Below are 14,570 nucleotides of genomic sequence, written 5' to 3'. Positions count from 1 at the left end.
TCCGAACCAAGCTTGCTCTCCCGCGAAGGCGGGAGTCCAGTCTGGGCTCCCGCCTTCGCGGGAGAACAAGGAGGCACCGTCCGACGCGTTGCGCTGGGTACCACACCCGACTGCCACCAACGTACCCGGCGCCTCCACCGCCTTACCACGCCGGCGAAGGCCGGGTGGATATGTTTGAACGGGTGCCAGGCATCCCAACCAAACCTGTCTGATCGCTGACGGCCCCATTCAGCCTTCCCACACACCGCTTCGCCTAGACCGAACCCATCATAGGAGCCGGCTCGTGCGCCGGCAGTCGAGGACGACGGCGATGACGGGGAAGTTTCTCAAACTCTTGATGGCAGCGTCGGCATTGGTGCCGGCAACCACGATGGCGACCGCCGCCACCGCGCAGCAAATCGACCAGGATCGCGGCGACCGCGGTGACCGCGGCGGTAACGACGGTCCGCGTCAAGATCGCGGCCAGCGCCCCGATCGCGGACCGCGACCGGACGGCCAAGGCTTCCAGCAGCAGCGCCCGGACCGTCCCGCCGCGCCCAACGAAGGCCTGCGCCCGCAACGCGCCGATCTCGGCACGCAGCCTCAAGTCCGCAGCGGAGGCCCCGATGGCCGCGGCCGTCCCGACTGGAACGGCCAGCGCGGCGACCGCCAGGGCTGGAACGGTCAGACGCGGCCCGATCAGCAGGCAGGCCAGCCGCGCGGCGACTGGAACCGCGGCCCGGGCCGCCCCGGCCCCGATCGCCCGGGTTTCGATCGCCCCGACTCAGGCCGCCCCGGTTTCGATCGTGGCGACCAGCAGGCGGATCGCGGCCGGTTCGATCGCGACGGCGACCGTCCGGATCCACGCGGCAACGGATGGGACGGACGGGGCCGCGACGGCTACCAGAACCGCCAGCCCAACCGCGCCTATGGCAATGTCCAAGGCTATGGCCGCGGCGGTTATGACCGGGGCGGCTACGACCAGCGCCGCTACAATCAGGGCGGCGCGTGGAATCGCGGCTGGCGCACCGACAACCGCTACGCGTGGAGCAACTACCGCGCGTCGAACCGGGGCGCCTATCGCCTCCCGCGCTACTATGCCCCGAGCGGCTGGGGGTCGGGCTATCGCCGCTTCGGGGTCGGCTTCTCGCTGAACCGGATCCTCTACAACCAGAATTACTGGATCCAGGACCCGTACACCTATCGCCTGCCCGAGGCGTACGGCCCGTATCGCTGGGTACGCTATTACAACGACGCGTTGCTGGTCGATCTCGACAGCGGCCGCGTGGTCGACACGGTGTACGACATCTTCTGGTAGGCGCCGGCCTGCCCGTCACGCAGTAACAGGGGAGAGCCCCGCGGCGATACACTCGCCGCGGGGCTCTTGCGTTTCGGGCCCAGTTCGCCAAATCCTGCGGCGTGGGTATCTTTTCAAAAGCCAAGAAGGTCGATCCGGCCATGGCACTCCGCCAGGCCGCCGGATCGCAGGTCGCCGCCCGGCTCGACGCCAACCCGGCGGTGCAACGCATCGCGATGGCGACGGTCCAATTCTATTACCAGGCCGACTTCCTCGATCCCAAGACCTGCAAGCAGCTGATCGCGATGATCGATTCGAAGCGGCGGCCGTCGACCCTGCTGTCGGATCGCCCCAACAGCAGCTTCCGCACGTCGGAGAGCTGCGACATGGATCGCTGGTCCCCCGAGGTGCAGCCGACCGACGAGGCGATCGCGACGCTGCTTGGGATCGACCTGCTCCACGGCGAGACGATGCAGGGCCAGCGCTACGCCCCCGGCCAGCAATTCCGCGCGCATCACGACTATTTCCACGAGTCCGAAAGCTATTGGGCCAAGATGCAGGAGCAAGGCGGCCAGCGCACCTGGACCGCGATGGTGTTCCTCAACGACGTCCCCGAAGGCGGCGCGACCTGGTTCCCGCAGGCAGGCATCAAGATCGCCCCGAAGCGCGGCATGCTGCTCGCGTGGAACAACATGAACCCCGACGGCACCCCCAACGGCCTGACGCTGCACGAGGGCATGCCCGTCATGGAGGGTGTGAAGTATATCGTGACCAAGTGGTTCCGCGAGCGCCCCTGGATCAAGTGACGCCGCGGCCGCGCGTTCTTCGGCCATCGCCCCAGCCCAACCGTCATTCCCGCGCAGGCGGGAACCCATAATGGCTATCCCCGCGATTCGTCCGCACCGGCATAGGATATGGATCCCCGCCTGCGCGGGGATGACGGACTTCGATCCCGTTTCTGTGCCCCCTATTCCCCGTGCCGGTCCCCACCCCCGTTCGTCCTGAGTAGCCGTCGAGTAGCTGCAACGCAGCGTATCGAGACGGCGTATCGAAGGACAAGTTGACGCACGGAACCCTGCTTCGATACGCGCCCTCGATACGCTTCTACGAAGCTACTCGGTCGCTACTCAGCACGAACGGGATTTGGGGCATGCCATTCCGCCACCCTGTTCCCGCCTCCGCCCCCACCCCGCTCCGCCGCCACCAAGGTCGACAAACCCAGCACAACCACTACGTCAGGCCCCATGACAGTTCTCGGCGTAACCTCGTCCATCCTCGGCCAGCCCTGGCGCTGGCGCGCACTCGCCGCAGACGGGCGCGATGGCTTTACCGGCGATGATCTCGTCACCACGCTGCTTCTCGCCCGCGGCTGCCCGCGCGAGGCGCTCGACGCGCACCGCACGCCGTCGATCCGCGCGTTCATGCCCGACCCCTCGATCTTCCGCGACATGGACCGCGCCGCAGAGCGCCTCGCCGATGCGGTGCAGGCCGGCGAACAGGTCGCGATCTTCGGCGATTACGACGTCGACGGCGCCACCTCCGCCGCGCTGATGATCCTCACCCTGCGCGATCTCGGGATCGAGGCGCGTCCCTACATCCCCGACCGCCTGCTCGAAGGTTACGGCCCATCGGGCGAGGCGCTCGTCCGCCTCGCCGCAGAGGGCGCGTCGCTGATCGTCACGGTCGATTGCGGCGCGCAGGCGTTCGACGCGCTCGACGCCGCGCGCGACGCGAAGGTCGACGTGATCGTCATCGACCATCACAAATGCTCGACCGCGCTGCCGCACGCGCTGGCGCTGGTAAACCCCAACCGCCTCGACGAGACCGAAGGCGCCGCGCACGGCCATCTCGCCGCAGTCGGCATGTGCTTCCTCGCCGCCGCCGCACTCGTCCGCACGCTGCGCACGCGCGGCTTCTTCAAGGACCGCGCCGAACCCAAGCTGATCGACCTGCTCGACATCGTCGCGCTCGGCACCGTTGCCGACGTGGCCCAACTCCGCGGGCTCAACCGCGCATTCGTCGCGCAGGGCCTGAAAGTCATGGGCGCGCGCAAGAATATCGGCGTCGCCGCGCTGATCGAGGCGTCGCGGCTCACGCGCAACCCGACCTGCACCGATCTCGGCTTCGCGCTCGGGCCGCGCATCAACGCCGGCGGCCGCGTCGGGCGCGCCGATCTCGGCGTCCGCCTGCTCACCACGCAGGACGCCGACGAAGCGCGCGAGATCGCCACCGAACTCGATCGCCTCAACGAGGAACGCCGCGCGATCGAGACCGCCGTGCAGGAAGCCGCCGACCTGCTTGCCAGCCGCGACCGAGCGGTCGCGGTGGTCGCCGGGCATGGTTGGCACCCGGGCGTGATCGGTATCGTCGCCGGCCGCCTCAAGGAAAAGCTCGGCCGCCCCGCGATCGTCATCGCCATCGACGAGAACGGCATCGGCAAGGGTTCGGGCCGCTCGATCCCCGGCGTCGATCTCGGCGCGGCGGTGATGGCCGCGCGCGAGCATGGCCTGCTCGTCGCGGGCGGGGGCCACGCGATGGCCGCCGGCCTGACGATCAGCGAAGCCGCGATCCCCGCCTTCACCGACTTCCTCGAAGAGCGCCTCGCCGACGCCGTGGAGCGCTCGAACGGCGACCGCGCGCTGTTGCTCGACGCGGTGCTGGCGGCGGGCGGGGTCAACCCCGGGCTCGTCGAATCGATGGAGGCTGGCGGCCCCTACGGTATGGGCTGGCCCGCGCCGCGCGTCGCGATGGGCCCGGTGCGCGTCATCAAAGCGGATATCGTCGGCAACGGCCATGTCCGCACGATCGTCGCAGGCGACGACGGCCGCAGCATCAAGGCGATGGCGTTCCGCGCGGCGGAAACCCCGCTAGGCCAGGCACTGCTGGGCGCCGCGCCCCACCGCAAGCTCTGGCTCGCCGGTCGCGCGAAGATCGACGACTGGTCCTCGCGCCCCTCGGCCGAACTTCATGTCGAGGATGCGGCATGGGCCGACTAAATTCTTGTACCGAAACGCTTGACGCACCGCCCCCTTCCCCTTAGTCGGCCTCCACCACGCAGGCCCCTTCGTCTAGCGGTTAGGACGCGGCCCTTTCACGGCTGAAGCACGGGTTCGATTCCCGTAGGGGTCACCATCATCGAAACCAGCTGGTTATCATGATGGTGCATAGTCTGCCTTCCCCCCCTGGGGCATTGATTTTCTTTCTCATCTGAAAAGCGTGTGCGACCAGCCTTCAGACGTCGTAGCGTTCTGCTATCAGCAAGCGACGGCCGTAATCACGGCGCCTCGCCGGCCCGGTCCAGTATCGCGCGCGCCTGTTTCAGATGCGGGGCGTCCACCATCCGGCCATCGACCTGCAACGCACCCGCATCCGGCTGTGCGGCGAAGGCTGCGACCATCGCGCGCGCCTGCGCGACCTGCGCGGCGTCGGGCGTGAACGCGGCGTTGATCGTCGCCACCTGCGCCGGGTGGATCGCCATCATCCCCGTAAAGCCGTCGCGCGCCGCGCGCCGTGCATAGGCCGCCAGCCCGACATCGTCGCGAAACGCCGGATACACCGTCTCGATCGCCGGCACCCCGGCCGCATGCGCACCGAACAGCGCCAGCGAACGCACCATCTCATAGGGCGGGGTGTAGCGGCCATCATCGTCGCGCGACGTCGCCGCGCCGATCGCAGCGGGCAGATCCTCCGCCCCCCAGGTCAATCCGGCCAGCCGGACGCCCGCCCCGGCATAGCTGCCGAGCTGGAAGATCGCGGCCGGCGTCTCGGTCGCGATCGGCAGGATCGGCGAGACGATCCCCGCCGCCGCCAGCCGATCGGCGAGCAGGCGGACGCTGGCCGCGCCTTCCGCCTTTGGCAGCACGATCGCGTCGGGCGCTAGGCCGTGCAGCGCACCAAGGTCCGCCACGCTCAGATCGGTATCGAGCGGGTTGATCCGCACGAACACCGCGACGTCGCCGCGCACGGCCCGCAGGCGAGCCGCGACCGCCGCCCGAGCGCTATCCTTGGCGGACGCCGCCACCGAATCCTCCAGGTCTAGGATCAGCGCATCCGCACCGCTGGCGGCGGCCTTGTCGAACCGTTCGGGTCGGTCGCCCGGCACGAACAGCAGCGATCGCAGCCTCATGCCGCGGATCGCTTGATCAGCGCGCTGCGCAGGCACTGGCAGACGATCTCGTCGCGCTGGTTGTGCAGGCGGTGCGCGAAGGTGACGATCCCCGCATCGGGTCTCGACCGGCTCTCCTTGAGCGCATGGACCTCGGTCTCGGCGCGCAACGTGTCGCCGATGAACACGGGCTTGGGCATCACGAGTTTGTCATAGCCCAAATTGGCGACCAGCGTGCCAAGCGTGGTGTCGCCGACCGACAGCCCGACCATCAGCGCGAAGGTGAAGGTGCCGTTGACCAGGATCTGCCCGAACTCGCTCGCGCGCGCCGCCTCGGCGTCGAGATGCAGCGGCTGCGGGTTGTGCGTCATGACGGTGAACAGCAGATTGTCCGTCTCGGTCACGGTACGCCGGATCTCGTGGACGATCATGTCGCCGACCGTCCAGTCGTCATAGAAACGCCCGGCCATCATTCGCTCTCCTTGTCGGTCGTCGCCGGGGCGTCGATCGCCGCGGGCTTCTCGATCCGCGCGAGCATCGTGCCCTCGGGCACCTGCGCGCCCTCGCTGACCTTGAGCGCGGCGACGACGCCGTCGAACGGCGCCACCAACGCCTGCTCCATCTTCATCGCCTCCAGCACCAGCATCCGCTGGCCCTTGGTGACCGCCTGCCCGGATTCGACCAGCACCGCGATCACGCGACCCGGCATCGGCGCCAGGATCGCGCCGTCGCCCTCGCCCGCGCCGGCGATATGGTCGGCGCGGCGTGGACCGAACGGCCAGGCCTCGCCGTCCAGGAACAGCACACCGTCCGCGACGACAGCTGCCGACCCCGGCTGCTCGGTGACGAGATACGGCTTGCCCGCAACCTCGACCTCGATCCGGCGCGACGCCTCGGCGTTGGCGCGGAACCCGCGCAGGCTGGTCCACGGATCGCCCGCCGCCTCGGGCAGGATCGCCGCCGCCGCCGCCGCGAGCACCGCCGGCGAAGGCTCGGCCGGCGGGATCAGCGTCTCGGCATGGCGTTCGATGAACCCGGTATCCACGCGCCCCGCGACGAAGTCCGGATGCGCGGCGGCACGCGCGAGGAACGCCGCGTTGGTCCTGACCGGCCAGACCTGCGTCCCGCGTGCCGCCGCCGCCAGCTTTGCCGCAGCCTCGCCCCGCGTCGCGCCATGGACGATCAGCTTGGCGATCATCGGATCATAATAAGGCGTTACTTCGCCACCTTCCTCGACGCCGCTGTCGATGCGGACCCCGGCGGGAAAGCGCAGCCGGTCGAGCGGCCCGGTCGACGGCAGGAACCCCGTGCTCGGGTTCTCGGCATAGAGCCGCGCCTCCATCGCCCAGCCGGTGATCGACAGCGCCTCCTGCGCGCACGGCAGCCGCTCGCCCGACGCGACGCGCAGCTGCCATTCGACCAGGTCCTGCCCCGTGATCGCCTCGGTCACCGGATGCTCGACCTGCAGCCGGGTGTTCATCTCCATGAACCAGATGCGGTCGGCGCGCAGGCCCTCCGATCCGTCGGCGATGAACTCGATCGTCCCCGCGCCGACATAGTCGACCGCGCGCGCCGCCTTGACCGCCGCCTCGCAGACCGCGGCGCGAGTCGCCGCGTCCATGCCGGGCGCGGGCGCTTCCTCGATCACCTTCTGATGGCGGCGTTGCAGCGAACAGTCGCGCTCGAACAGATGGACCGCGCCGCCATGGCTGTCGCCGAACACCTGCACCTCGATATGCCGCGGCGAGAGGATGTATTTCTCGATCAGCACCTGCGTGTTGCCGAACGATGCCGCGGCCTCGCGCTTGCAGCTTTCGAGCATCTCGGCGAAGTCGGCCTCCGCGTCGACCTTGCGCATGCCCTTGCCGCCGCCGCCCGCCACCGCCTTGATCAGCACCGGATAGCCGATCGCATCGGCCTCCGCCTGCAGCCGCTCGGGCGACTGGTCCGCACCCAGATAGCCCGGCGTCACCGGCACGCCCGCGGCGATCATCCGTTGCTTGGCGGCATCCTTCAGCCCCATCGCGCGGATCGCGGCGGGCGGCGCACCGACCCAGACGAGCCCTGCGTCGATCACGCGCTCGGCGAACTCGGCATTTTCCGACAGGAAGCCATAGCCCGGGTGGATCGCCGCGGCGCCGGTCGCGCGCGCCGCCTCCAGAAGGCGATCCTGCCGCAGATAGCTGTCGGTCGCGGGCGCGGTGCCGATGCACACTGCTTCGTCGGCCTCGCGGACGAACGGCATGCCGGCATCGACGTCGGAATGGACCGCGATCGTGCGGATGCCCAGCCGCCGCGCGGTGCGGATGATGCGACGGGCGATCTCGCCGCGATTGGCGATGAGGAGACTCTGGATCATGCTTAGCTCTCCAGGCGCAGCGCGACGGCGGCGGTGCCGCGTTCGGCGACCGCGTCCATGATGACGGTGACGATGCGATCGAACCGCGCGCCGATCGTCGCACGCGCCGCCGCGGCGTTGACGATGTGCAGGCGTATGGGCGGCGCGACGACCGCGACGAGCAGGTCGAACAGCGCATCGAGGCTGCCGCCATACCAGTCCACGCCCGATGCCTCGCGGATCAGCGCATGGAAGGCGGCTTCGTCGGGAATCGTCGCGCCGTCGATGGTCAGGTCCATGCCGCTCACATCCGGAACAGGCCGAACTGCGCGCGCTCGGGGATCGGCGCGTTCAGCGTGGCGGCAAAAGCGAGGCCAAGGACGTCGCGCGTCTGCGCCGGGTCGATGATCCCGTCGTCCCACAGCCGCGCGGTCGCGTAATAGGGATTGCCCTCGTCCTCATATGTCTGGCGGACCGGCGCCTTGAAGGCTTCGGCCTCCTCCGGCGTCCAGCGATCCGCGTCGCGGTGGACGGTCGCCAGCACGCTCGCCGCCTGTTCGCCGCCCATCACCGAGATCCGCGCATTGGGCCAGGTGAACAGGAAGCGCGGGGAAAAGGCCCGGCCGCACATGCCGTAATTGCCCGCCCCGAAGCTGCCGCCGATCAGCACGGTGATCTTGGGGACCGACGCGGTCGCCACCGCGGTCACCAGCTTGGCCCCGTTCTTGGCGATCCCCTCGGCCTCGTATTTGCCGCCGACCATGAAGCCCGAGATGTTCTGGAGAAACAGCAGCGGCACGCGGCGCTGGCACGCCAGTTCGATGAAATGCGCGCCCTTCAGCGCGGATTCGGAGAACAGCACGCCGTTATTGGCGAGGATCGCGACGGGCATCCCCCAGATCCGCGCAAAGCCGCAGACCAACGTCGTGCCGTACAGCGCCTTGAACTCGTGGAACTCGGACCCGTCGACGATCCGCCCGATCACCTCGCGCACGTCATAGGGCGCGCGGACGTCCTGCGGCACGATGCCGTACAGCTCCGCCGGATCGAGTTTCGGCGCGCGCGGCGCGGTAATCTCGATGTCGACGGCCCCCGGTCGCTTGGGGGCTCGGTTGAGCGTCGCGACGATATCGCGGACGATCAGCAGCGCGTGCTCGTCATTCTCCGCGACATGGTCGACCACGCCCGACTTGCGGCCATGCGTGTCGGCCCCGCCCAGTTCCTCGGCCGAGATCACCTCGCCCGTTGCCGCCTTCACCAGCGGCGGGCCGGCGAGGAAGATCGTGCCCTGGTTGCGGACGATCACGCTCTCGTCCGACATCGCTGGGACATAGGCGCCGCCCGCGGTGCAGCTGCCCATCACACAGGCGATCTGCGCGATGCCCTCGGCGGACATTTGCGCTTGGTTGAAGAAGATCCGGCCGAAGTGATCGCGGTCGGGAAACACCTCCGCCTGGTGCGGCAGGTTGGCCCCGCCGCTGTCGACCAGGTAGATGCAGGGAAGCCGGTTCTCGCGCGCGATCTCCTGCGCGCGCAGATGCTTCTTCACGGTCATCGGGAAATAGGCGCCCCCCTTCACGGTGGGATCGTTCGCGACGATCATGCACTCGCGCCCCGACACGCGGCCGATCCCGGCGATCATCCCCGCGCCGGGCGCACCGCCCTGCCCGTCCTTGTCCAGGTACATGCCGTTCGAGGCGAGCGCGCCGATCTCGAGGAAAGGCGATCCCGGATCAAGCAACCGCTCGACCCGGTCGCGCGGCAACAGCTTGCCCCGCGCGACGTGGCGCGCCCGATGCTGCTCCGACCCGCCGAGCGCGGTCGTCGCGACGGTCGCGCGCAGCGACTCCGCCAGCGCCCGGTTATGCGCGGCGTTCGCGCGGAACCCCTCGGACGTCGCATCGGCCTGCGTCGTGAGCGTCGGCATTACTGGGCCTTCGGCGCATCGTGGCCGATCAGCTCGCGCCCGACCAGCATCCGCCGGACCTCGTTCGTCCCCGCGCCGATATCGAGCAGCTTGGCGTCGCGCCAATAGCGCTCGACCGGCCAGTCCTTGGTATAGCCGGCGCCGCCCAGCGCCTGGATCGCCTCGTTCGCCACCTTCACCGCGTTCTCGGACGCGAGCAGGATGCACCCCGCCGCATCGAACCGCGTCGTCTGGCCCGCGTCGCAGGCCTTGGCGACCGCATAGACATAGGCGCGCGACGAATTGAGCGCGACGTACATGTCCGCGACCTTCGCCTGCATCAGCTGGAACTCGCCGATCGGCCGGCCGAACTGCTTGCGCTCGCGAACATAGGGCAGCACGACGTCGAGACAGGCCTGCATGATCCCCAGCTGGATGCCCGATAGCACCACACGCTCGTAATCCAGCCCCGACATCAGCACCCCGACGCCGCCGTGAAGCGGCCCCATCACCTGCGCATCCGACACGAAACAATCGTCGAACACCAGCTCGGCGGTCGGCGACCCGCGCATACCGAGCTTGTCGATCTTCTGCCCGATCGAGAAGCCGGCAAAGTCCTTTTCGATCAGGAACGCGGTGATCCCCTTCGATCCGGCATCGGGGATCGTCTTGGCGTAGACGACCAGCGTATCGGCATAGGTCGCGTTGGTGATCCAGAACTTGGTGCCGTTCAGCCGCCAGCCGCCATCGACCTTGTCCGCGCGCAGCTTCATCGACACGACATCCGACCCTGCGCCCGCTTCCGACATCGCAAGGCTGCCGACATGATCGCCAGAGATCAGCTTGGGCAGATATTTCGCCTTCTGCTCGGGCGTGCCCCAGCGGCGGATTTGGTTGACGCACAGATTCGAATGCGCGCCATAGCTCAGCCCGACCGATGCGGACGACCGGCTGATCTCCTCGCACGCGATCAGATGCTCGAGATAGCCGAGCCCCAGGCCGCCATCGGCTTCCTCGACGGTGATGCCGTGCAGCCCCAGCGCGCCCATTTCGGGCCACAGCTCGCGCGGAAAGCTGTCCTCCGCATCGATGCGCGCCGCGATCGGCTCGATCCGGTCAAGCGCAAACCGCCGCGTCGTCTCGCGGATCGTGTCGGCCATCTCGCCAAGCGCGAAATTCAGGTCTGCCATCATCATCTCCTGTCGGTCTTTTGCCGGCCTTGTACGGGAACCCCCGATCGCTGGAAAATTGAAAGATCGCGATCAACGCTATAGATAAAAGCTATGATCGATCGCTATCATCTCCGGTATTTCCTGTCGGTCATCGACACTGGCAATTTCTCCCGCGCGGCGGCCGCGTGCAACGTGTCGCAACCTACGCTTTCGGTCGGGATCGCCAAGCTCGAAACCGCGCTGGGCCACGCGCTGTTCAACCGCACCAACCGACGCGTCGCGCTGACCGATGCGGGCGCGCGGCTGGTATCGCATGCGCGCACGATCGAGGCGACCTTCGCCGCCGCCGAGCGCGAGGTGATCGGTACGCCGACGCAGCAGACGCTGCGGCTCGGCGTGCTGGCGACGACGCCGCGCCGCTGGATCGAGGATTTCCTGCGCGAGCATCGGTCGCGCGGCGCGGGCAACCAGATCGAGATCGTCGAGGGCAAGGAGCGCGACCTGCGCGAGCGCCTCGCGCGCGGCCGGATTGACGTGGCGCTGATGCTGCTGCGCGACGGCGATGACTACGCCAGCCAGCGCCTCTTCACTGAGGGGTACAGCCTCGCGCTCGGCACCGCACACCCGCTGGCGGGTCACGACGTGATCCGCGTGGAGGAACTCGGCAACGATCCGATGATAGTGCGCCGCCACTGCGAGCTGCTGCCCGAGACCAGCCGCTTCTTCACCACGCGCGGTGTCCGCCCGGTCTTCGCGTCGCGCACCACCAGCGACGACAAGGCGCTCAGCTATGTCCGCGCAGGGCTTGGCGTCACCGTGATGCCCGATTGCTTCGGCGAGCCCGGCGTCGTGCGCGCGCATCTCGAAGGCTTCGACTTCACCCGCGACATCGGCCTCGTCTTCGCCCCGCACGCCGACCCGCAGGAGCTCGCGCAATCGCCGACGATCGTCGCGCTCGTCACCGCGATCGGTCCCGACGAGGTAGCCTAGCGCCCGTCGGGCCCGCGCAAGAGCCGCTTTACTTCTTGTCCTTGGTTTCGGGCATCGCCAGCACGTACAGCCCCAGCCCAAGCGCCGCGATCGTCGCCAGCGTCAGGAAGCTGGCGGTATAGCCGGCCCAGACGATGATCCCGCCCGCCAGCGTCGCCGACAGCGCCGCGCCCAGCCCCTGCGCGCTCGCCACCGCGCCCTGGCTGACGTTGAACCGCCCGGTGCCCTTGGTGAGGTCGGCGATCACGACCGGGAACAGCGCCCCGAAGATCCCCGCGCCCACGCCATCCATAGCCTGGACGCCGACCAGCCACCACGGATTGTCCGAGACGGTGTACAGCGCACCGCGCGCCGCGAGGAAGGCGAAGGCAACCAGGAACAGCGGCTTGGTCCCCCAGCGATCGGTATTGCGCCCGACGACGATCGCCACCGGCACCATCACCAGCTGCGCCGCGACGATGCACGCCGCGGTCAGCGACGTCGCCTGATCCTTGCCCACCGTCCGCGCGAGCAGCTGGCTGACCGACGTCAGCATCGCCGCGTTGGCGAGATGGAACAGGAAGGCCGTGACCGCGAAGATCATCAGCGGCTTGTTCTCGAGCAGCGTCTTCCAGCCGCTCGGTTCCTCGCAGGCCTCGTCCCCGTCCTCGGGTTCGCAGTCGAGCCCGCGCGCGACCGCATTGTCGATATCGTCGTTCTTCAGCCGCGACGCGGTGACGATGCTCGCGACGGTCAGCCCGCCCATCAGCCAGAACACCACGACCGGCCCGAACTTCCACGCCAGCACGCCGGCCAGCGCTGCCGACACCGCGTTGCCTGCATGGTTGAACGCCTCATTGCGACCGACTCGCTTGGCGAACAGCTTTGGCCCGACCAGCCCGAGCGTGATCGCCGAGATGGCGGGGGCGAACACCGCGCCGGCGACTGCTGCGATCGACTGCGTGACGGCCACAGCGGTAAAGCCGCTGACGATCGGCAGCGAGATGCTGCTGAGCGTGACGAGCAGGGCGGCGATCATCACGATCCGCGGCTTGTTCTTGCCGCGGTCGATCAGGCTGCCCGCGGGCGTCTGCGAGATCAGCCCCACGATCCCGGCGATCGTCAGGATCGCACCGACCGTCGCCTCGTTCCAGCCCTGCGCCGGCCCGCGCACCGCGATCAGGTAGATCGCCAGATACGGCCCGAGCCCGTCGCGGACATCGGCGAGGAAGAAGTTCAGCGCGTCCAGAGTCCGCGTCGGCACCTTGCTCGCGGGTCCGTCGCCGCGTCGGGATTGTGCCCCGCTATCGTCCGCCTTGCTGTCGGTAAGTGTTGCCATGGCCGGTCCCTCTCGTCGGTTGCACTCGACCGGCGCGCATCGTGGCGGGGCGATATCGGTCGAGCGCTAAAGACTTCGCAGTCGGCAAAGTTTCAGGCCGGTCCAAATATAGTTGATCCGATAATCTCCAACGATCCCGATAAGTTAAACCGAAACTGAACGGGCTCGTTAAGCCTCGTATCATGAACATTATGTCACGGAACGATTGCGGCACCTTCTCGCTTTTGAGCGATCGCTACGCTCGAGTTGAAAGCAATTATAATGGCAGGGTGCCTTACCTGGATTCATTTTGGCGACCTGCATGTCGATGAGGCAGATGGGTACGAAGGACTGTCGCGCTTTCGCGAACTCGCAACGATAGCGCAGCATCACTTCGGCGGTTCTGGCCCTGATGCTACAGGCGGCAAGGTCGACTTCGCGTTCCTGCCGGGCGACAACGCCAACCACGGCACCGACGCGCAATATGCCGGGATCGCCGATGCGATGCGCGGCCTGACGCTACCGTGGCACGTACTCGCGGGCGATCATGATTTCGAGCCCGGCGACCTGACCGCGATGCGCGCCATCACGTCCCGGCTCGCGCCCTACGCGGTCACGCTGAACGGGTATCGCTGCCTGTTCCTCGACATCGTATCGGCGGGCAAGGGCGGCCCCGATTTCCGCATCGCCCCCGATCAGCGCAGCTGGATCGAACGCGAACTGAGCGCTGCGACCGCTGCCGATCTGCGCAGCGTCGTCTTCATGCACGCCTATCCCGGCGACCTGCGCGACGATCCCGACGGGATCGCCGGGCTGTTCGCCGCGCACCGCGTTGCGTTCGTCGACACCGGGCACACGCATTACAACGAGCTGCTCAACGACGGCCGCGTCGTCTATGGCGCCACCCGCTCGACCGGGCAGATCGAGGAGGGCGCGCCCGGATTCTCGATCGTGACGCTCGACGACGGCGTGCCAAGCTGGCGGTTCCAGGCGATCGAGGATTCCTGGCCGCTCGTCCAGATCACCTCCCCCGCCGATCGCCGCCTGCTCACCGATCCGGACCGGGTCGATCACGTCCCGACCGACACCGTCGTCGTCCGCGCGAAAGTGTTCGGCCACCCCGCCCCCGCCACGCCATCCGCTCGGCTCGACGATGGCGCCACTGTCCCGATGACCTGCAACGCGGCCGGCCTGTGGGAGGTAACTCTCGAGAACGCCACCGACGGACTCCACCGACTGACCGTGTCCAGCGGGAGCAGCGCGGACGTGATAGAAATACTCGTCCGAGCCCCCCGAGCGCTCGACCGTCCCGGCCCGCCCCGACTGAAACGCAATGCCCCGACCGCGCTCGGCCGCGACGTCACCGCGATCGGCGCTTGGCCCTCGCGCGGCATCGATGGCGCGCAGCGTGGCCCCAATAAGAACGGCATGGACTGGTGAGCGGAATGACGAAGCGATCGGCCGACACGATCGGCGCCCCCCTGCA

12 protein-coding genes and 1 tRNA gene are annotated in these 14,570 nt (G+C 68.3%); 6 read left to right on the top strand and 7 right to left on the bottom strand.

What is annotated here, in order from left to right; all coding sequences use genetic code 11:
* Positions 1-310: 310 nt before the first annotated feature.
* From ASE79_RS12695 to ASE79_RS12680, 4 genes are all read left to right on the top strand, one after another.
* Positions 311-1,297, top strand: a complete 987-nt coding sequence (locus tag ASE79_RS12695) for an RcnB family protein (protein WP_082445298.1) — start codon at positions 311-313, stop codon at positions 1,295-1,297.
* A gap of 101 nt (positions 1,298-1,398) precedes the next feature.
* Complete coding sequence (locus ASE79_RS12690) at positions 1,399-2,082, top strand: prolyl hydroxylase family protein (RefSeq protein ID WP_056416957.1); 684 nt, start codon at positions 1,399-1,401, stop codon at positions 2,080-2,082.
* A gap of 438 nt (positions 2,083-2,520) precedes the next feature.
* On the top strand, positions 2,521-4,272 hold the full coding sequence (gene recJ / locus ASE79_RS12685; protein WP_056416954.1) for a single-stranded-DNA-specific exonuclease RecJ: 1,752 nt from the start codon (positions 2,521-2,523) through the stop codon (positions 4,270-4,272).
* 61 nt (positions 4,273-4,333) lie between these two features.
* Positions 4,334-4,408: transfer RNA gene (locus ASE79_RS12680), tRNA-Glu, on the top strand.
* Positions 4,409-4,550: 142 nt separating this feature from the next.
* Here the strand turns inward: ASE79_RS12680 and ASE79_RS12675 are convergent.
* From ASE79_RS12675 to ASE79_RS12650, 6 genes are read right to left on the bottom strand one after another with little or no spacing between them, the layout of a single operon-like run.
* Positions 4,551-5,402, bottom strand: a complete 852-nt coding sequence (locus ASE79_RS12675) for an HpcH/HpaI aldolase/citrate lyase family protein (RefSeq protein WP_056416952.1) — start codon at positions 5,400-5,402, stop codon at positions 4,551-4,553.
* Complete coding sequence (locus tag ASE79_RS12670; protein WP_056417335.1) at positions 5,399-5,851, bottom strand: MaoC family dehydratase; 453 nt, start codon at positions 5,849-5,851, stop codon at positions 5,399-5,401. The genes ASE79_RS12675 and ASE79_RS12670 overlap by 4 nt, the downstream gene beginning before the upstream one ends.
* On the bottom strand, positions 5,851-7,740 hold the full coding sequence (locus ASE79_RS12665) for an acetyl/propionyl/methylcrotonyl-CoA carboxylase subunit alpha (protein ID WP_056416949.1): 1,890 nt from the start codon (positions 7,738-7,740) through the stop codon (positions 5,851-5,853). The genes ASE79_RS12670 and ASE79_RS12665 overlap by 1 nt, the downstream gene beginning before the upstream one ends.
* A 2-nt stretch (positions 7,741-7,742) precedes the next feature.
* The gene (locus ASE79_RS12660) at positions 7,743-8,018 is read right to left on the bottom strand and encodes a barstar family protein (RefSeq protein WP_151990459.1); all 276 of its coding nucleotides are present in this window, start codon (positions 8,016-8,018) and stop codon (positions 7,743-7,745) included.
* Positions 8,019-8,023: 5 nt separating this feature from the next.
* The gene (locus ASE79_RS12655) at positions 8,024-9,646 is read right to left on the bottom strand and encodes a carboxyl transferase domain-containing protein (RefSeq protein WP_056416944.1); all 1,623 of its coding nucleotides are present in this window, start codon (positions 9,644-9,646) and stop codon (positions 8,024-8,026) included.
* Positions 9,646-10,815, bottom strand: coding sequence for an isovaleryl-CoA dehydrogenase (locus tag ASE79_RS12650; RefSeq protein ID WP_200910369.1), 1,170 nt, complete (start codon positions 10,813-10,815; stop codon positions 9,646-9,648). The genes ASE79_RS12655 and ASE79_RS12650 overlap by 1 nt, the downstream gene beginning before the upstream one ends.
* A gap of 93 nt (positions 10,816-10,908) precedes the next feature.
* On the opposite strand from ASE79_RS12650, the gene ASE79_RS12645 reads away from it, so the two are divergent.
* Entirely contained in the window at positions 10,909-11,787 is an 879-nt protein-coding gene (locus ASE79_RS12645) for a LysR family transcriptional regulator (protein WP_056416941.1), read from the top strand.
* Positions 11,788-11,815: 28 nt separating this feature from the next.
* Here the strand turns inward: ASE79_RS12645 and ASE79_RS12640 are convergent, their stop codons facing one another.
* Positions 11,816-13,105 carry an MFS transporter gene (locus tag ASE79_RS12640; RefSeq protein ID WP_056416937.1) on the bottom strand — a complete coding sequence of 430 codons (1,290 nt, stop codon included), beginning with the start codon at positions 13,103-13,105 and terminating at the stop codon, positions 11,816-11,818.
* Positions 13,106-13,366: 261 nt separating this feature from the next.
* Between ASE79_RS12640 and ASE79_RS12635 the strand changes: the two genes are divergently transcribed.
* Positions 13,367-14,524 (top strand): metallophosphoesterase family protein, encoded by a 1,158-nt coding sequence (locus tag ASE79_RS12635; protein WP_056416935.1) that lies wholly within the window; start codon positions 13,367-13,369, stop codon positions 14,522-14,524.
* The last annotated feature ends 46 nt before the right edge of the window (positions 14,525-14,570 follow it).

The organism is Sphingomonas sp. Leaf28 (genome assembly GCF_001421685.1).
Lineage (GTDB): Bacteria > Pseudomonadota > Alphaproteobacteria > Sphingomonadales > Sphingomonadaceae > Sphingomonas > Sphingomonas aurantiaca.
The sequence above is the reverse complement of the archived record's forward strand: the minus strand, read 5'-3'. Positions and strand labels throughout refer to the sequence as shown.